This is a genomic window from Shewanella psychromarinicola, assembly GCF_003855155.1.
GTDB classification, from domain to species: Bacteria; Pseudomonadota; Gammaproteobacteria; order Enterobacterales; family Shewanellaceae; genus Shewanella; species Shewanella psychromarinicola.
Genome location: NZ_CP034073.1, coordinates 1520237 through 1539863 on the forward strand (window position 1 = coordinate 1520237; position 19627 = coordinate 1539863).

Annotated in this window: 19 protein-coding genes; 12 read left to right on the forward strand and 7 right to left on the reverse strand. The window is 41.9% G+C overall.

Annotated elements, in window-relative coordinates:
* Positions 1-27: 27 nt before the first annotated feature.
* The 6 genes from EGC80_RS06580 to EGC80_RS06605 form a co-directional block, all read right to left on the reverse strand.
* The gene (locus EGC80_RS06580) at positions 28-918 is read right to left on the reverse strand and encodes a hypothetical protein (protein ID WP_124014079.1); all 891 of its coding nucleotides are present in this window, start codon (positions 916-918) and stop codon (positions 28-30) included.
* Between the two features lie 1058 nt (positions 919-1976).
* Positions 1977-2993, reverse strand: coding sequence for a formate dehydrogenase subunit gamma (locus tag EGC80_RS06585; RefSeq protein ID WP_124014080.1), 1017 nt, complete (start codon positions 2991-2993; stop codon positions 1977-1979).
* Between the two features lie 48 nt (positions 2994-3041).
* Positions 3042-3638, reverse strand: coding sequence for a formate dehydrogenase FDH3 subunit beta (gene fdh3B / locus EGC80_RS06590; RefSeq protein ID WP_101033847.1), 597 nt, complete (start codon positions 3636-3638; stop codon positions 3042-3044).
* 28 nt (positions 3639-3666) lie between these two features.
* Positions 3667-6525, reverse strand: a complete 2859-nt coding sequence (locus tag EGC80_RS06595; protein WP_124014081.1) for a molybdopterin-dependent oxidoreductase — start codon at positions 6523-6525, stop codon at positions 3667-3669.
* Positions 6526-6543: 18 nt separating this feature from the next.
* Positions 6544-6741: a twin-arginine translocation signal domain-containing protein gene (locus EGC80_RS06600; protein WP_101033849.1), complete on the reverse strand. Its 198-nt coding sequence runs from the start codon at positions 6739-6741 to the stop codon at positions 6544-6546.
* Between the two features lie 726 nt (positions 6742-7467).
* Positions 7468-8541, reverse strand: coding sequence for an alcohol dehydrogenase family protein (locus EGC80_RS06605; protein ID WP_206191884.1), 1074 nt, complete (start codon positions 8539-8541; stop codon positions 7468-7470).
* Between the two features lie 69 nt (positions 8542-8610).
* On the opposite strand from EGC80_RS06605, the gene EGC80_RS06610 reads away from it, so the two are divergent.
* The 11 genes from EGC80_RS06610 to EGC80_RS06660 all read left to right on the forward strand — a co-directional run bounded on the left by EGC80_RS06610 (position 8611) and on the right by EGC80_RS06660 (position 17125).
* A complete protein-coding gene (locus tag EGC80_RS06610) occupies positions 8611-9174 on the forward strand; it encodes a TetR/AcrR family transcriptional regulator (protein WP_124014082.1) in 564 nt (187 codons plus the stop codon).
* A gap of 239 nt (positions 9175-9413) precedes the next feature.
* Positions 9414-9632, forward strand: coding sequence for a DUF6500 family protein (locus tag EGC80_RS06615; RefSeq protein ID WP_101034791.1), 219 nt, complete (start codon positions 9414-9416; stop codon positions 9630-9632).
* A 327-nt stretch (positions 9633-9959) separates the two neighbouring features.
* Positions 9960-10853, forward strand: coding sequence for an MlaA family lipoprotein (locus tag EGC80_RS06620; RefSeq protein WP_124014083.1), 894 nt, complete (start codon positions 9960-9962; stop codon positions 10851-10853).
* 3 nt (positions 10854-10856) lie between these two features.
* The gene (locus tag EGC80_RS06625) at positions 10857-11258 is read left to right on the forward strand and encodes an ATP-binding protein (protein WP_101033852.1); all 402 of its coding nucleotides are present in this window, start codon (positions 10857-10859) and stop codon (positions 11256-11258) included.
* 6 nt (positions 11259-11264) lie between these two features.
* On the forward strand, positions 11265-11594 hold the full coding sequence (locus EGC80_RS06630) for an STAS domain-containing protein (protein ID WP_101033853.1): 330 nt from the start codon (positions 11265-11267) through the stop codon (positions 11592-11594).
* Positions 11587-12384: an ABC transporter ATP-binding protein gene (locus EGC80_RS06635; protein ID WP_124014084.1), complete on the forward strand. Its 798-nt coding sequence runs from the start codon at positions 11587-11589 to the stop codon at positions 12382-12384. Before EGC80_RS06630 ends, EGC80_RS06635 begins: the two co-directional genes overlap by 8 nt.
* A complete protein-coding gene (locus tag EGC80_RS06640; protein ID WP_101033855.1) occupies positions 12384-13178 on the forward strand; it encodes an MlaE family ABC transporter permease in 795 nt (264 codons plus the stop codon). Before EGC80_RS06635 ends, EGC80_RS06640 begins: the two co-directional genes overlap by 1 nt.
* Before the next feature lie 12 nt (positions 13179-13190).
* On the forward strand, positions 13191-13640 hold the full coding sequence (gene mlaD / locus EGC80_RS06645; protein WP_101033856.1) for an outer membrane lipid asymmetry maintenance protein MlaD: 450 nt from the start codon (positions 13191-13193) through the stop codon (positions 13638-13640).
* Entirely contained in the window at positions 13640-14215 is a 576-nt protein-coding gene (locus EGC80_RS06650; RefSeq protein WP_124014085.1) for an MlaC/ttg2D family ABC transporter substrate-binding protein, read from the forward strand. Before mlaD ends, EGC80_RS06650 begins: the two co-directional genes overlap by 1 nt.
* A gap of 9 nt (positions 14216-14224) precedes the next feature.
* Positions 14225-15382 (forward strand): PP2C family protein-serine/threonine phosphatase, encoded by a 1158-nt coding sequence (locus tag EGC80_RS06655; RefSeq protein WP_124014086.1) that lies wholly within the window; start codon positions 14225-14227, stop codon positions 15380-15382.
* 1407 nt (positions 15383-16789) lie between these two features.
* The gene (locus EGC80_RS06660; RefSeq protein WP_124014087.1) at positions 16790-17125 is read left to right on the forward strand and encodes a hypothetical protein; all 336 of its coding nucleotides are present in this window, start codon (positions 16790-16792) and stop codon (positions 17123-17125) included.
* 36 nt (positions 17126-17161) lie between these two features.
* On the opposite strand, the gene EGC80_RS06665 is transcribed toward EGC80_RS06660, so the two are convergent.
* Positions 17162-18112, reverse strand: a complete 951-nt coding sequence (locus tag EGC80_RS06665) for an IS110 family RNA-guided transposase (protein ID WP_124012293.1) — start codon at positions 18110-18112, stop codon at positions 17162-17164.
* A gap of 623 nt (positions 18113-18735) precedes the next feature.
* Between EGC80_RS06665 and EGC80_RS06675 the strand changes: the two genes are divergently transcribed.
* Positions 18736-19404, forward strand: coding sequence for a hypothetical protein (locus EGC80_RS06675; protein WP_124014088.1), 669 nt, complete (start codon positions 18736-18738; stop codon positions 19402-19404).
* The last annotated feature ends 223 nt before the right edge of the window (positions 19405-19627 follow it).

Here is a 19627-nt window from a genome sequence, read left to right on the forward strand (position 1 = left end):
TTTGGCTTAAGCCAACGCCTTGCAGTACTAGGCCGTTTGTTTAACGAGTTTTGGTTCAAGGTCGCTAATTAAGGGCGCAGGATTGTCACCGCAGGGAGGTTCGTTTGTTGGGCTGGTTTTCTGCTTGTAGAAGTACCAGATTGCAAACGGGATATGCAGAGCCAAGTTGACAGCGCCCCAAACCCATAACACATTGTCATTAGCCCAGCTGCTGGAATCCATCAGGGGAGTGAATATGTCGGAATTGGATCTTATCAAGATGTGAAAAGCTAAGGTGTAAACTCGCGCTATGATATATAGCTCTGGACGGCCTTTGATGATGGGGTAAAGCTCAGCCGCCATCAAAATACAGAAGGAGCTAGCGAAGAAACCAGGGTTTTCACCGAAGACGAAAGCTAAGTTCCAAGTGGTGTAGAGGAAGTTCCACGCCGCCGTTGAATAGAGCAGAAGATCATTTGGCTTGTCTCTGCCTATAACCCAGAACTGACGCTTACCATTCTTATAGCGAGGGAATGGAATTGTGATACATAAGATGAAACCACAAATAGCGTTGAAGTAGTTTGCCGTTGCAAAGTCTTTTAGCGTCGCTTCAGCAATGTTAAGGAATAACACTGCATAGAGCACTTTAAGTACCCAATCACCACGGAAGAAAGACAGCACCCGGTTTGGGTTATCGTTATAGAGCCAGGCAATCCTAGCACCACCGACAACAATAGCCGTTGGTAATAAAACGCTAACTGATTTTGCCCAGCGAAACCAGCCGTCTAAGTGATCAACCCATAAAGGGGCGGTGAGTAGGGACAGCACCCAAAACACTGCCGTTAGTCTTGGTGTCCGGCGCATGCCTTCAACCAATAAGAGTAAGAAAACGATGTAACCACTCATAGATACAACATATTGCCACACGGGGATTTCCATAATGCCTCCAGATAGCCCATTGAAAGAGTTTAACAACTCTATAACTAATTAGAGCTTATACTCTAAATTAGAGCATATACTCTAGTTTGTTGGAGGTTATGACTGTGATCTAGCTCTCATTCGTTATATCTCTGTTTGTATTTTTAGGTTGATTTTGAAATTTTGTGATCTAGTGTTGGTTTTTTGGTGGTAAATGTACTTTAAACGTTACTTTATTAGGTTTAACTTAGGTTTAACTTAGGTTGAACTTAGGTTTTTTTAGTGTGTTTAAGAGATATCTTTGGAGGCGGTAGGAAGGGATCGGTATTATATTTAAGCGCCAATAGGTACAAAAGGAGCCCTTAGGCTCCTTTTTTGATCTACAGGATTAATCTCGAGGATTGACCATATTGTTTCTTGGTTTGCATAGACGATGCTCGCGGCACCTGCTGAGCGGTCACGTTGAGGAGCTCAACGACCAAAGTCTTTAGCGTTCTCACCACCAGAGTTTTTAGCGTTCTCACCACCAGCTTCACCAATGTTCTGCGCTCTGTCACATACGTGAACTTTACGTAGATGCTGTAGAGCGTCTTTAGCCTACTTTCTGGTAAATCAGCGGTTGTTACTTGATCCTATTACTGGATTTGACCAATATAACGGCTGTCTATGTTAACTTCGTTAGCGATAGCACTAACGATATTACCCACACCATGTTCACGACCCATATCGATAACATAAGGTTTTATCTTCACATCTGGGTTATTGTTAAGGCTGTCGGCGTTGCCAAAACCTGTCTATGAAGTTTATATAATCCATTTTTATATTGCCTATTAACTACAATGATATTGGCAAGTAACATGTTTGTGTCCTAGCAACAGGCTGACGCTTAACCAATATAACTTATTGAATCGTTCTGCCAGTGAAAAAGTTTATTAAGCAGTTGATTAAATTCATCTTATACTTGCTCTCTTTTTGAACTAAAACCATTAGCTCCTGTCATAAAAAAACACCTTGCCAGTGACCTGACAAGGTGTTTGATTTATGCAATAAACGTGTGTGTTAACACCAGTATTATTGGTTTACTCTTTGTATTTTAATGTGCCATTGGCTTTAATTTCGTCGTACCACAAGTTATGGTGCTGTGAAGCCCAGTTTTCGTCGCAATAGCCCGAGACCATACACTCCATACCGCCTTCACTGAGTACGGTCGCCATCCAAATATGCACTATGGTAAACGCGACAATAATCACAGCGCTGACGCCATGTATAAGCAGCGCAAGCATTGACCATATTCGTGGTAAATCAAGTGTAGGGAAGACTAACATTATCCCGGTCACACTGATGCAAAGACCGAAAATAGCTAAGCTCCAGAACCACATTTTTTCACCCGCATTGGCAAACCCACTGTCTGGGTGTTTACCTTTAAACGGGCCAAAGTTAATGTAGCCACCGACTACTAAAAACCATTTTAAATCATACAGTTTAACGGTTTGTAGTGGCATCCACTTGATAACACACGCCAGCCAAGACACCATAAAAATGGGGCTAGACCAATCGTGGCTAAACTTGCTAAAGGCGATTATTCCTGCCCAAATATCGTCGCCGACATACGGGGCTAAGAAATGGCGTCCAAGCATAATGACCAAACCAGTTAACATCATGATTAGGCACGATACGGCCATAATCCAATGCAACCAAAGATCCGCTTTGCTCCAACGAAAGACCATTTTGCCGGAAAAGCCTTTACTCAGTGTAGATGGACCATTAACAAAGTAAAAGACTAAAAAGGCTACAAAAACCCCGACAAAAGCTAGGCCTAGTAACGGTTTTAGATAAGTATTTCGTAATATTTTGCCTTCATTACCCGCGACATTTATTAGAATATCAGCATCTACACCTTTATATGTGCTGTAGCCTGATTCACCGGCTTTTATTGCACGCCAGAGATCGGCATCACTGGTCATCGACTTTGCTTGTTGCTGGCTTGATTGTTCATCGGCGGCATACACAGGCACTGTAGCCAACCCCAATCCCATACACAGAACCAACAGAGCAAATATCCTGCGCAATGATTTGTTTAACATTAACGTTAACATTGTCACTCCTTAAAATGGCTGCGAACAAGGTCGCAGCCCATGCTCTGATTAGATTATTTCGCCTGTTTTAGGATCGTAACCCCAAATTGCATTGGGATTACCACGTGCTGCCATGCGCTGACGATAAATGTCAGATACTATGCCAGCGTCGCCCGCAAGTAATGCCTTAGTCGCACATAACTCGGCACACATGGGTAATTTACCTTCTGCGATACGGTTTGAACCGTATTTTAGATGCTCAGCTTCTGAATGATCTTCTTCTGGGCCACCGGCACAGAAGGTACATTTATCCATTTTGCCGCGGCCACCATAAGTACTCTTTTGCGGGAACTGCGGCGCACCAAATGGGCAGGCATAGAAGCAATAACCACAACCGATACACGTATCTTTGTTGTGTAGCACGATGCCGTCTTCGGTACGGTAGAAACAATCTGCCGGACACACCGCCATACAAGGTGCATCGGTACAATGCATACATGCGACTGAGATAGACACTTCACCAGGAACACCGTCGTTCAGTGTCACCACGCGACGACGTTGAATACCCCACTCTAAAGCAGAGTCGTTTTCGTTTTTACAAGCTGTGACACAACCGTTACATTCGATGCAGCGCTTGGTATCACATAAAAATTTCATTGTAGCCATATTGGCAATTCTCCTCGCTTAACTGCAATTACGCTTTTTCAATCTGACAAAGCGATGCCTTGGTTTCCTGCATTTGAGTTACAGGGTCATAACCATAAGTCAATGCCGTGTTAGCAGATTCACCAATAACGTAAGGCACTGTGCCTTCTGGGTAGTTAGCCGCTAAACTTTCGCCATGCATGACACCGGCAAAGTGATAAGGCATCCAAGTCACACCAGGCTTAACGCGTGGCGTTACCATGGCCTTAATCTTAATGCGTCCACCTTCAGCGCCTTCTAACCATATTGAGTCACCATCGCGTAGTCCGCGATCCGCTGCATCCGCTGGGTTAATTTCAACAAACATTTCTTGCTGTAATTCTGCCAACCAAGGGTTAGAACGCGACTCTTCACCACCGCCCTCATACTCAACTAAACGGCCAGAAGTCAGTATTAAAGGATATTTAATAGAACTATCATGCTGTTGAATTGATTTATATAAGGTCGGTAAACGGTGAACTTGCATATCATCGTAAGTGGGATATTTAGCGACTAAGTCACGACGCGGGGTATACAAGGGTTCACGGTGGATAGGCACTTGATCGGGGAAATTCCACACGATACAACGCGCTTTAGCGTTACCATAAGGGCTACAACCATGCTTCACCGCGACACGCTGAATACCGCCAGAAATATCGGTTTTCCAGTTTTTGCCTTCAGCATATTGTTTCTCTTCAGCCGTTAAATCATCCCACCAGCCAAGCTGTTTAAGCATGCCTGAAGTGAACTCAGGGTAACCGTCTTGGATTTCTGCACCTTTAGAGAAGCTATCTTCTGCTAATAGATTTTTTCCTTGGTATTCAACACCGTAACGGGCGCGGAAGTTACCACCACCCTTTGACACATGTTTACTTGTGTCATACAAAATTTGAGTACCTGGATGTTTCTGTTCTGGTGTTCCCCAACATGGCCAAGGTAAACCGTAGGTTTCACCTTTTACTTCGCCACCGGCAGCTTCTAGGGTCTTATTGCTGAATAAGCCCCAGTTTTGGGTGTGTTGCTTAATACGCTCAGGGCTTTGGCCCGTCATACCAATAGTCCACATACCACGGTTAATTTCGCGAGTAATGTCTTCTATCACCAACATGTCGCTTGAATCTTTAGCGATACGCTTGGTGTACTCTTTATCAAAGCCCAGCTTTTGCGATAAGCGGTACATGATTTCAAGGTCAGTTTTCGATTCAAATAATGGCTCGATCACTTTTTCACGCCATTGTTGGCTACGACCAGAGTTAGAGACTGAACCCTCTGTTTCAAATTGAGTCGTTGCAGGTAACAAGTACACGCCATCTTGACGACGGTGCATAACTGCTGCCATGGTTGGGAATGGATCAACCACTACCACAGTGTCCATCTTGTCTAGTGCATCACGTACATCAGCCTGACGAGTTTCAGTGTTAACCGATTGTCCCCAGAAGAAGCCCATACGCACACGGTCTTTCTGAGCTAAATGCTCAGGCGTTTCTAACACACCATCGTGCCAGCGAGAACATGGAATACCCGGGGTATTCATTGGTACACGGCCTAAATATTTGTTTTGATCAAAGCGTGATTTAACCCAATCTAAATCTAGGCTCCAGACATTGGTCCAATGTTCCCATGCGCCAGAGGTTAAACCGTAGTAACCCGGTAGATTATCGAATAATAAACCTAAGTCAGTCGCGCCTTGTACATTATCGTGACCACGGAAGATGTTAGTACCACCACCTGAGACACCCATGTTGCCAAGCGCAAGCTGTAAAATACAATAAGCACGTGTGTTAGCATTACCCACGTGATGCTGAGTACCACCCATACACCAAATAACGGTACCTGGACGGTTATCAGCCATTAGTTTAGCGGCTTGGTAAACTTCTTCTTCGCTACAACCTGTGACACTGGCCACTTCTTTAGGTGGGAACTTCTTGGCTTCTGCACGAATGGATTCCATTTCGAAAACACGTTCTTTAATAAAGGTTTTATCTTCCCAACCATTTTCAAAGATGTGCCATAACATCCCGTAGATAAACGGAATGTCAGTACCAGGACGTAGGCCACAATGTAGGTCTGCGTGTGCAGCAGTACGGGTAAAGCGAGGATCGACAACGATTAATTTAGCGTTGTTTTTCTCTTTTGCGATCATGATATGTTGCATTGCAACCGGATGCGCCTCTGCAGGGTTAGCACCGATAAAGAAGATTGCATTGGCATTTTGAATATCATTAAAAGAGTTAGTTTGCGCACCGTAACCCCAAGTGTTAGCAACACCGGCTACCGTGGTAGAGTGACAAATACGAGCACAATGGTCGATGTTGTTCGTGCCCCACATGGCGGCAAATTTGCGATACATGTAGCAGCCTTCGTTCGAAAACTTAGCGCTACCCATAAAGTAGATCGAATCAGGACCTGACTCTTTACGAATATCCGTCATCTTGTCGCCTACTTCGTTAAAAGCTTGCTCCCAAGATATTTTTTTCCACTTGCCGCCGACCAATTTCATTGGGTATTTAAGGCGTTTTTCACCGTGACCATGTTCGCGTAATGCCGCACCTTTAGCGCAATGTCCACCATTGTTAAATGGGTGATCGAATGCAGGCTCTTGACCAGTCCACACGCCATTTTGTACTTCGGCATATACACCACACCCTACGGCACACGCACTACATACAGTACGTTTGATTTCAGTGGGTGCATTGTGGGGCACATCTTTGGCTTCAGCACGACGGATCATGCCAGTGCCCATCATTGATGCTGCCGCAATACCGCCGGTGGCAACACTCATTTGCTTCATAAATTGACGACGATTAATACCAAGCTTGTTTGAAGCTTCATTGGTAGGAGCCGTGATTGATTTGCGAGTTAATTTCATCGCTTAAATTCTCCTAAACTAGCCGCGTAAGCTATCGTAATAATTGCGAATGTGAGTTGTTTCTTGATAGCCTTTAGTGCGAGAAGTGCTAGCACTTTTTTCTGTTGCATTAGCAATATTCATGCCAGTTGCGGCAATCGCGACACTTGCTGTACCACCAATAGTGATGGCTTTTAGTAAAGACCTGCGATTCAAATCAAGTTGTTGCTTACTCATTAAATCTCCCATCGAAACGACTATTTTCTGCAACATGTTGTAGAGGTTGCATTTTTGTTGTATAAAAATGAATAATCACTACATATATATGTAGTGCTTATTTTCGCGGTCATACTAAAAGAATGAGAATAGGCTTAATTGATCTATATTAAGAATGTGGAGGTTTATTCATAAAAAAGCTAAAAATGTTTGCCAGATCACACTGGTGACTGTTCACTAAAACAGCAGCGATATAAAATCAATAGTCAGCGTCTGGCGAACGACGTCTTGCCTAGATTAATGCACCAGGGAAAGAGGCTGTTGAGATCGCAGTTTGGGTAGGATAATAGCTCTAAGCAGGGTTAAATGTTATCGAATGGTGTTAGCCCATTCGCTTTAGCCGCAAGCGTCTTAAGCAAGCATTGCTTAAGACAATCAACATCTTTGGGTAGGCTATCAGGTACAATTTTCTTAGAATGATTATATCAAATATCAGCCTAAACAAGACCAATACCGTGATCTATATGCTGGCGTTAAGCATAGATGCTGTTAAGGATCTCTTGAGTAGCGCGGCCGGATTGCTGTGTAGCAGGCTGATTGATTAGCTATCGGTATTAGTCGGTAATTGGCCCTGCGATTAACCATCTTAATCAGCAAATACACAGCCGTATAGTACCAGCGAGAAGTGCGTTGCATTCTTGTTTAACACTAGCGGGTTAGCAATAGCGGGTTAACACTAGCGATAAATTAGCTTGGCAGTAGGACGAATTTGCCAAAATGCTGTTTTTTCAAAAACTCAGTTTGAGCTTCTACAATATTTTCCAAAGCATATGTTCTTGCGACCAAAGGTTTTATTTCATTGTTTTCAATGTACCTTATTAGGTTGGGGAACACGGGTTCATCCCATGCCGTTGTACCGATCAACCCAATATCTTTTAAATAGAGTTGGCGAAGGTCTAATGACACAATCGGTCCAGCTATAGCTCCTGAAGTCACCAAGCGTCCACCGCGTTTTAATATTTGCAGAGCACGGCCGAACTTATCACCGGCCACATTATCAATAACGACATCTATTGATGATTCACCCAACTCCTTAACGAGATTTGCCTCACGATCAAAGACACTATCTGCGCCCATTTTTTTCAGCTGGGCATGGTTTTTTAATGATGCGACCGCAATGATGTGCGCGCCTCGACGTTTCGCTAACTGAACAGCCGCTGAACCTACGCCGCCAGAGGCTCCCATAATTAACACTCGCTCACCTTGGATAACCTGTGCTCTATGAAGCATGTTTTCTGCGGTGCCGTAAGCACACGGTATGCTCGCCAATTCATCATTTTGCCATGTTGAATCAATAGGGAAAACTTCTGTAGCCCGCACTTTCACGTATTGGGCGAATGCACCATCAAAGTCAGATGCCATCCAGATATTGTCCAACGAATCAAATCCATTTACCCGGATACAAGGTCGAATTAACACTCTCTTGCCAACAAGATGTTGATCGTGGTTCTCTGCTGTTTTTAAGACCTCACCACAACAATCTGTTCCCTGGATCAGCGGAAATGGTGTTGCCGCATTCCAGCCTCCATCAGCTAACGCTTGTTGATCCACGTTGTCGGCCATATTATTGGTTGACTCACTCACCTTGGCAGAATACCAGCCTAAACGGGTATTAATTTCGGTGTTGTTCACACCCGCTGCGAGCACACGAACGAGAACTTCATTTGCTTGCAGTTCTGGAATGGGGACATCTTTATAGACCAGTTGCTCCATTCCGCCACTGCCCATGGTCACAACGGCTTTCATTGTTTTATTCATCATTAGCACATCTTTCCTATAGAATGGTATTCGTTGTATAGTGGTCACTATACTTGCATGTAGAGGCGAAAATTGTCAAAAAAAAATGATATAATGCACACCGCTGAAAAGTTATTTTATGAAGAGGGTTTTCATCGCACAGGTGTTGCAAGGATAGCTTCAAAAGCAGGGACAACGCAGAGAACGCTCTATAAGCACTTCCCGTCCAAGGAAGACTTAGTTCTATGCATTATGGGTGAACGTGAGTCTCGCTACTTTCAAGATTTTGCTAGATTAGCGCGCTTAAATACATCTCACTTCCATGCACTGATCCCGTTTTATTCATTGCTGAATTGGTTAGAGAAAGAGGCTAGTCATGGCTGCTTTTACATGCACGCTTTAGCAGAATATAAGGGTAAGCACTCACGTATCGAGAATTTCGTCTTGGAGCACAAGCAGCGAATGCGAGTCGACCTTACTCAACGCTTACAGCATGACGGTATTTCTGATGACGATTTGGTTTCAATATTGATAATACTACTCGAGGGCGTAACCGCTATATCTGCAATTGGCTCACCTCGTGAGAACTGCCTGCAGGTGATCAAACAGGCTGAATGGATAATTAAGCAGAGTGCTAAAATCAAACACAATCAATAGCCTTGAGTATGACTGCAATTATGTTCAATGAGTTAATGTCGATTTTATAGCAGTCATAACCGTGGCGGTAGCTTTTTGGGCGCGACGCTAACGAAGAATTGACCGTGATATACCACTTTTTAAAATATCTGCAGATAATTTTTTGCGATGGCGATATCCTATAAACACCATCTGCTGATGGCTATACACTATCCGAGACAAACTATCCGAGACCCGAGGCAAACTACCCGAGATAAATGATGAGAGATGAATTAAGAGCTAAAATTATCGACGTTTGTGATAAAAAAATTGCCAGTAAAGGCGATAATGTGGGGTTGTCATTTTATGCTTTTTTTGCCAATAAAAATGATAATCCTGAGCTACTGATGGAAGTGGCGACATGGTGGATCCAGACTCATCAATTAGATCATTTCGTTAAGGCTGATAAAATTAAACAAATGATTAATAATGGCTTGTAATGATCTGCAGCACTTATGCGCGTTAAGTTATTCACAATCGGTTATGAACAACCCATCATGAACAACCCGTCATCAACCAACTAGTCATCAACAAACGATCAACGAGCATGTTAAGCCATACCTTAATGGATAAGGTGGGTCATTTAGCTGATTCGATCACGACATAAGTTATTTTTGAACGATCAATCAAACTTGTATTAATGGTTTCAGTGGTTTTAATGTTATATTTCCAATCTTGAGTATCGTAAACGATAGTAAATGTTGTGCTCAATACCAATATAGAGAGCAGATACTTTTGAATAAAAGCCGGAGGAATGGGTGGCAGTAATGGGTCGACTATTAGTTATTATGTTCACGCTACTGTTTTTAAGTGGATGTGCTAGCACCTCCACACCGGGTGATCCACTAGAATCGGTTAATCGAAAAAGTTGGTATTTCAATTACCAGATAATGGATAAACATCTGCTAAAACCCGCCGCCGAAGGTTATGAATATGTTCCTCTTTCTATCCGAAATGGTGTGACGAACCTGCTATCGAATTTAAGTGAACCGCTCTACGCCGTGAACAATCTTCTACAAGGTAAAGTGACCGACAGTGGCAGCACAGTGTTACGATTTGTATTGAACACAACAATTGGTCTTGTCGGTATTTTTGACCCCGCCACTGGCATGGGATTACCTAAGAAAGAAGAGACCTTTGCGCAAACATTTGGTGCATGGGGGATCGGTAATGGGCCTTATATTATGTGGCCTGTTTATGGCGCCAGCACGGCACGCAATACCGTCGGTGATTTTGTTGATATTTTTGTCTATCCTTTATCTATTCTTTCATTTGAGCAAAGAGCCGGTAAATTTGTAGTGGAAGGTTTAGACAGTAGGATTGAATTTCAGCAATATGAACCCATATTAGACGGGTCGTTAGATCCCTATGGCTATGTTAAAGATGTCTATCTGCAACGGGATGCGCACTTGGTCAATGATGGCCAGACCGATGAGATTGAGACTGATGAGTTTGACTTAGAGTTTGACATGGAGCTTGATGACGAACTATTAGGTGACGAACCACTTGATAACGAATTAGTAGATGAACAACCTTTAGATATTAAAACGTTAGAGACCAAACCATTAAATAACCAAGCAGTAGACGATAAACCGATAGACGACAAACCAATAGATGACAAAAAAGTAGACGACAAAACTCATTTCGAGATAACGGACTAGCCAATGTCAAACATCAAAACGTTTTCCTCTTGTACGAGTGAATTAAAAAATATTCGCGGATTTGTGATAGATGCTTGCCGCGACTTTCCTTTTAGCGAAGGTAAAGTCAATGAAATCGTATTAGCCGTTGATGAGGCTTGCGCCAATGTTATTCGTCATGGTTACCACATGTCGAGCAAAGGCTGTTTAGAACTAGTGATTAGCAGTCATGATGATCATGCGCTATTTGTGATTAAAGATGTGTGTTCGCAGATTACTGACAAGCAATTAACACCGACAGAAAATGATTTATGTAAACCCGGTGGATTAGGCCTTTGCCTGATCCATTATGTGGCAGAGAAAGTACGACTTATCCCGCATAAAGGTAAAGGCAATTGGTTAGAACTGACGGTTAAATTTAAGTGATATAAAATGAATATTGAAATTGAAACACAGAACAATTACCAAGTGATTAAGCTTTATGGTGAAGTGGATCTGAACAATTCGCGCAGTATCAAACTCGACATTATAAAATTAATTAAGAGTAAAAATAACATCATTGTCGATTTCACCCATCTGCAATATATCGACAGCTCAGGTATGGCGTCACTGGTTGAGGCGTTCAATGAAGCCAGAGAAAACGACACTGAGTTTCATATAGCTGGTGCCAACGGTTCCCCTCTTCAAGTACTGCAATTAACCCGGTTAAACACAGTATTTAACTTAGTAGATTCAGTAGCAGCTGTGAGTAACAATGGTTAAACCAATCATTACCGTAGAACATTTGTTTGCCCAATATGGCGACACCCATGTACTCAAAGATGTCAATTTAGAGGTCAAACCCGGAGAAATTCTGGTGGTGATGGGCGGATCTGGCTCAGGAAAAAGCACCTTGTTCAACCATATGCTTGGGCTTAAAACCCCGACTTCAGGCACTATCATGATTGATGGTGTGAATATTTTTACGGCCAAAAATAAGCCATTACGCAACTTACGTCAAAAAATGGGCGTGGCGTTCCAAGGCGGCGCACTGCTCAGTTCATTGACGGTGGCCGATAATGTCAGGCTACCCTTAGAGCAAAATACCGCTTTAGATACTCAAACCATTGATATTATGGTGCGGATGAAGCTTGAATTAATGAATATGGCTGGCACTGGTCATCTTATGCCCTCTGAGCTGTCTGGCGGCATGCTCAAGCGAGCCGGATTAGCTCGGGCGGTGATTATGGACCCTAAGTTACTGTTTTTTGATGAACCTTCTGCAGGGCTTGATCCCACCACCGCGGTAGAATTGGATGAGCTTATTTTAACCCTAAGAGATGCGATGAACATGACCATAGTGGTGGTGACTCATGAGCTTGAAAGTGTGTTTAAAATTGCCGATCGCGTGGTGGTATTATTTGCCGGAGAAGTAGTGGCTAACGGCACCGTTGATGAGATTAAAAATTCGCCAGATGAACGCATTCAACACATGATCAACCGTCAACCTAATACTCACAGAGATGATGGTGAGGTTTACCTTAATCGATTGTTAGATAAGGAAAAAACTTGATGTCGACCTTATTTGATTCGGTTAGTAAATTGGGCGCGGCAACCCGAAAAAACATTGATAGTTTAGGCTTAGCGACGTTATTTTTACTGCGCATTGTTAGCAGCCTATTCACTGGGCGGGTGTCATTTAAGCAAGTGATTAAGCAAATATATTTTATTGGTAATCGATCGTTAATCGTCATTATTGTGGCAGCATTATTTACCGGTATGGTCGTGGCACTGCAGTTTTACGATACCTTAGTGCGATTCGGCTCGGTAGATTTATTAGGGTCGGCAGTAGCCTTGAGCCTGATTAAAGAATTGGGCCCGGTGATGACCGCGTTAATGGTGATTGCACGGGTAGGGTCTGCGACCTGTTCAGAAATTGGCATTATGCGTAATGAGCAACAATTTGATGCGCTTGATTGCATGGCGATTAACAGTTACCGCTATGTAATGTTGCCAAGACTGCTGGCTGCGTTGATTTGTGTCCCTATCCTGACGGCCGTGTTTGACTTGGTGGGTATTGGCGGTGGTTATATTGTCGGCATACACATTCAAGGAGAAAGTCCTGGTGCGTATATTCAAGGTGTGATGGATACGATTAGCTTTAAAGATGTGTTAGTCGGTCAAATAAAGTCGTTGGTATTTGGTTTATTCATTATGTGGATACCCTTGTATTACGGCTATTATTTACACCGGAATCAAAAGAATATGGGCGCAGAGGGGGTCAGCAATGGCACCACTCAGGCGGTGGTAATGAGTGCAATTATTATGTTGTTTAGTGACTATATCGTTAGCTCATTAGCGCTTTAACTAGAGGTAACAATGAAAAACAATTACGTCAATTTTCTCGTCGGCCTATTTGTGTTAATCGGGAGCGGGGCCTTGGTATTTATGTCTGTTACCATTGGCGGGGCATCCATTTCTAATAGTGGTCAATATACCTTAGTTGCTAAATTTGAAAATTCTTCAGGTTTGAAAGAAGGTGCCTTTGTTGAAATGTCTGGTGTACGTGTTGGATTAATTCAATCAATTAATTACGACCCCAAAGCGTATGAATCTGTCGTTAAGGTGTCATTAGATAATTCGATTACCGTGCCTGATGATTCCGTGGCCGCTATTCGTACATCCGGTATTATCGGCGACAGATTTCTTAAAATTGCCAGCGGTGGCTCAGATATCAATATGACCGATGGTGATGAGTTTATTGATACTGAATCATCAATCAGTATCGAAGAGTTAATTAGCAAGTATATGTTTAGTCAGGATAAATAATGAAATCGATAATTTTTTTAATCATGTTGTTAGTGATGCCGTCTTTAGCTTTAGCGGCTCAAGAACCAACGGATCGCGTTAAATTAGGTGTGGCTGATATTATAGGTATTGCATCTGATAGTGCATTGTCAGCGGAACAGAAAAAACAATCACTCAGTAATGTGATTGAAAAGCATGTTGATCTACAAGCCTCAGCCCAACGGGTGTTAGGTAAGTATTGGAGACAAGCAAACGATACCGAAAAACGCCAATTTATGCTGCTATTAAAAGGTGTGTTAGTCGATACCTATATTATATTATTAGAGGAATATGATAACCAAACGGTCGATTACACCAGTGAAACTATTAAGAAAAAAGTCTATGCGACGGTTGATACTGAAATTCATACCAAAGAGAATATTATTCCGGTTTCGTATCGACTTTATCAACGTAATAATGAATGGAAAATTTACGATTTTGTCGCCGAGGGCTTGTCGATGATCCGTACATTTAGCAATGACTATCGAAGAACGTTGAAACAAAGTGGTGTCAGTGGGTTAAATGAAGCCCTTGCTGCTAAATTAGCCCAAAAGTAAGGTTTTCCTTTGAGCATAGATAAAGCGCTAGCCAACAATATCATTGATGAAACCTTATGGTTTAAAACCACTTTGGCAGCCACATTAAGTGAGTTTAATTATTACTTAATTAAGAAGAATGGCCAAATTAGCTGTAATTTTTCATCCCTGTGTGATGATCATTACAGCAGACTCTATACGCAGTTTACCGCCATGTCGTTGCAACATAGCCTTGCTGAAATAATGCCATTAAATGATGATGGCAAGACATGTTGGGCGCTGCCCTTTGGTAAAGAATCGAGCTTATTTGATTGTATCATTTTGCTCGATTTACCTGCCGGCGTTGAGTCGCATCATGTTAGTGCCTTGTATTTCAAGCTACTGTACCAGTTAAAAAGTTTTCAATTTTCAGAAGCCTCTTCACAGCTTAATGCTGCTCAAGTGTGGATCCGCGACGAAATAGATGAGATTTCGCGCTTGCAACAGCTAATGTTGCCAGACAAAGGTATCGAACTCAGTTCGGTCAAAATGGCTTATACCTATAAAGCGATGAAAGGCGCCGGAGGCGATTATCTAGATATTGTCGATTTGGGTAAAAGTCGCCCGGACGTCCGAGGCGATGTAGGAATGATTATTGCCGACGTATCGGGTCACGGCCCCGCCGCGGCAGTAGAAACCGCCATGATAGACGCCATACTGCGAACCTTTGAGCCAAAAGATTTAAACAGCAGTTCTTCTGAAGTACTCAATTATATCAATCAACATTTTTTCACTAAAAAGCCTCGCGGCAGTTTTCTAACCGCGACAGTGTTACGTTATAATTTCAAAGAAAAAGAACTTATTTATGCTAATGCCGGTCATCCCCACGCGTATTTGAAAAAAGCCAATAGACTCGTAGCCCTAGATCAAGGCGGCATTCCCATTGGTGTGCTGCGTGAACAAAACTGGGATACCTATAGTGTCAGCGTTGATGTAGGTGATATTTTGTTTGTGTATACCGATGTGGTTATTGAAACACAAAATGCTCAAAAAGAGTTATTCGGTTTCGATCGTTTAGAAAAAGCCATCAGTGCTGCGCCCGATCAACCCGAGGCGATGCTGGAATATCTTGAACAGCAAATGAAACTGTTTTGCGGTTATTCCGAATTTCAGGATGATTTGACCATGTGTGCTATCCAGTTTATTTAAGCTCAACTAACCAGTAGTGCGCGCAATAGCAGGCTTCTAATATCTCATCACAAGGTGGCTGACTTTGCATAAACTAAACAAATTGAATACGATTATGTGGTTTATTAAAAACCTCTGTTAGCGTGTACATCCATGCCGAGTGCTTGGAAGTCATGTTGCCAAATTGATAGCAATAGTGGACGATCCTTATATAAGGGTATATTTCAACATCAGTTTTACGCATGGATGCCGTATTAGGGATGGTTCCTCTCATCACCCATTTGTAGGTAATTTATCATTTTCCGATACTAGACGTTATTCGGGTAAGCAGTCTGCCAGTAATCTGATAACACAGTGAACCAGAAATGTGTTCATTCTAACTGGAAGTTTAGGCTATGGCCTGCGGCCACTAACGTCGTGGCGCTTCGCCCACACCAGACCAAGAGGAAACCAACGGCTGTTCCCTCTTAACTCTTTTTAAATGAATTGGCCCAGCCGCCCCGCAACATTTTCCCAATTGACTTAAACAACAGAGCGAAAAGGTCGCCATGGGGATTGATCCAGCTTTTAACTTCGTTTGTAGGCTGCTTCGGACCATCTTGTAATAAAAAGTGAAAATGCTAACGCTTCCGATGGTACATCCTGTACCGCGAAAGCTAGCCTGACATCCATGTCAGGCTCACGCATTCTTTTATAAAGAGTCTTCAACGTCCTCAAGTTCAGAGTTGAATCACACCAATTGCAAGCAAGGTATGCAAATCATTTATGCCCTATTATGTGTTTAGGCTATGGCCTGCGGCCACTAACGTCGTGGCGCTTCGCCCACACCAGACCAAGAGGAAACCAACGGCTGTTCCCTCTTAACGCTTTTTAAATGAATTGGCCCAGCCGCCCCGCAACATTTTCCCAATTGACTTAAACAACAGAGCGAAAAGGTCGCCATGGGGATTGATCTAGCTTTTAACTTTATTTGTAGGCTGCTTCGGCCCATCTTGTAGTAAAGAGTGAAAATGCTAACGCTTCCGATGGTACATCCTGTACCGCGAAAGCTAAGCTCACATCCATGTGAGCTTCACGCTATTTTCTTCAACGCCCTCAAGTTTAAAGTTGAATTTGTACATTTTTAAGTCAAAAACCAACTCGGTTTTGCCCCGTTCCGTGTCAGTAAGATATATCAGGGGCAAGGCAATAATCGATCAATGAAAAAGATTAAACATCATCAATCCCACCTTAAAAGGTGTTATCAAAACAGATAATTAGCCTAAAGGTTGTACAAATACCACTACCGCAAAAAAGTAAATTCCTATAGCATAAAACATACCGATTAATATGGATGTGGCATTGGCCAAGTCCAACAAGCGATTTGTGCAATGCAAACGGCGCAACGCACAAATACTAAAACGTTATGTTGCAAAAGGAAGATTCGAAATGAATGATGTTGCATTAGAAGGAAAACAAAATTTCGTCAAAAAACTATTTTTCGGTGGTTTTAGATTAGTTGATGTCTTTTGGGCTGGATTCGTTTTAATAAGCGCAATTATTAGTTTAATTGTTTCAAAATTAACAACGGTAGAGTCGCTAATTATCGGAGATTGTTTAAAGTCCGTTTATTTTATCTTGATTAGTATTGCAGTCTGGAAGTCTGCGAGTACATATCAAGGGAAAAAAACATGGTCAGTTTTAGCTAAAATTTTTTCAATACTAACCATTTTTGGCAGTATTTTTGCTCTTGGATCTTGGGCTATGTATGTTTCTTCAAACTAGCAACATAACAAGAGACTATGGCGTCAATAGTTAATTTTATGCTTTTGGCGCTTCCCATAAAACACCATCTCTTAGCATCGAATTTAAGATCACAACCATCTTCCTGATGCAGGCAATAATAGCCACTTTCTTTGGTTTTCCTGCAGCCACTAATCGCTGATAAGTCCCTTTAAAAACGGGGTTAGACTGTATCGCTGACATCATGGCCATGTATAAAACGGTTCTAACTTGATGTCGTCCTCCTTGGATTTTTCGGTGGCCTTTGAAGCGTCCACTTTCTTTATTCATTGGTGCTACACCGACTAACGAACTGGCTTCTTTGTTATTGATATAGCCTAATTCCGGTAGATTGCTGATGATTGACGCTGCGGCAATTTTACCTATCCCTTTCATGCTTTGCAGGATGAGGTTTTTAGCTTGATAGTCAGGGTTTGACTCGATGAGATTGACGATTTTAGTTTCAATTTTTGCAATCTGATTTTTAAACACCGTCAGGATAGGTTTGATGGTCATCGCAAGTTCTTTCGGAAGAATTTGAAGTCTATTCTTCTCCATAGTTTGCATGACCAGTAGTTGATTTCGTCTTCCGACCAAATCGCTCATAGCCTGCATGATATCGGGTTTTAGCGTTGATAGACGAGGTTTGATGGCCTCACTGTAATGAGCGATAAGTTGTGCATCTAGCTTATCGGTTTTAGCTCGTTGGCCAATTGCACCAGCAAAGCGTTTTATGTGTACAGGATTAGCGATAACGAAGGGTAAATTGGCATTAGCACAAGCGATGATAAAGGGCATTTCAAGCCTCCCAGTCGCTTCTATAACAATACGTTCAGGGTTGTGTTTTTTTATGAGTCTCACGGCTTCTTTGATGCCTTTATCATCGTTAGACACGGTAAAATAGATATCGAGTGGTCGAATATAAATGTCGAGTTGGTACTTGCCAGTATCGACACCGACGTTAATGTTTTGATTAGTTTTTGTTTTCATAATAAGCTAACTCTTGCTTGCAAATGCGGGTTCGAGACCCAGTAGACTATTCGAGTATTTTGCTTGGAGTCGTTTGTCGCGTTCTTTCTTGTTATCGGTCTCTCAATAGAGGATCCGTCATTCAATCGAACTACGACAAATGAAAGCTTTAGTTGCAGCTAAAGCCTGGGTCTCACATTACCCGAAACTGGGAATTATGTGTAATTAGGTGGGTTTATTATCCATACAAGAAAATAAATAAGGTCAAATACTGCTTGGCTTTTGTCACTACGTTCCAAAATTTTAGCCAAGCACCATTTGCCTGTTATTTTGGAGTTTAACTAAGCCGCTGCGCGGAGCCAAATCAAGCTTCAATTGACTGTATTACTCATATTGAATCAGCTAGACTTAAAAAAGATGTGATGGAACACCACAACGACAAAGGAATTTCAATGGAATACATACAAATCACGCAATATAAGCAGTTCGAAACTGCTCTACAGCCCAGAGCTAGCATCAAAAAAAGCAAATTCCTATAGCATAAAGCGTACCAATTAACCTGGACTCGGCATCGGCCAAGTCCAACAAACGATTTGTGCCATACAAACGGCGCAACGCATAAATACTAAAACGTTAGGTTTAAAATGGAATTTGTTAAACTTCTCATATTCACATTAAGCACTATTTTTCTTTCAAGCTGCGCAAATGTAAGTTACCACGTAGGTAGTGTTGCGGGTTTAACAGAAGAGTCAAAATTTGATCCCAATAAAACCTATACAAATTATGATAAAGCTGTTTCAAATACTTTAGAGTTTGATGAATTCGAAATCATGGTATGGCCTTATAACTATGTCAAAACGAATGGGCATTTTGAATTATTTTTTATTCCTATAGATCAACAAGGTTCAAATTCAGGCTCTGTAGGCGAAACTCCTTTTCAAGTTAGCATTAGTGTAAAAGGTGAGCTAAATACAATAAAGTTCATCCCTTTTAAATCTGTATTAAATAATGATGTCGGAGTTCAGTTGGTTAAATGGCGAGATCCCAAACCGTCTTGTAATTACCATTACACCGACTGGATCACTTTAGAGCCAAATACTATTCATGTAGTTAAAGATAGACAGAGAAACCAAGAAGAAAAATGTATGAAGCCAGGCTGGGTTGAATATTTACTTGCATTCAATTTAAAAACACCTAATCCTACAGAAAGGTTTAGTTTAGCTTTATCGTTTCAAGATATTAAAACTAATCAAATAATAAATAAAAAGCTATTTTTTAATGGTGCTAAGTTTGTTTCAACTCAGACGCATTAAACCTAACAAGAGACTATGGTTGAAATCATCATTTTTTAATCAAAATATCTACTAGAAAAGACTGAAGTTCTAGCTCATTTTTGTCCAAAAGTAAGTCAGCTAATTAGATTTGAGATTTTCCTATTTAGCTTTCATCTACAGACAACCATGCGGCTAAATCGAAGAGAGTTAAATTACCGGTGTAGATGAGTCAGCGAGTATCCAAAACAGGGATGTTTTGATT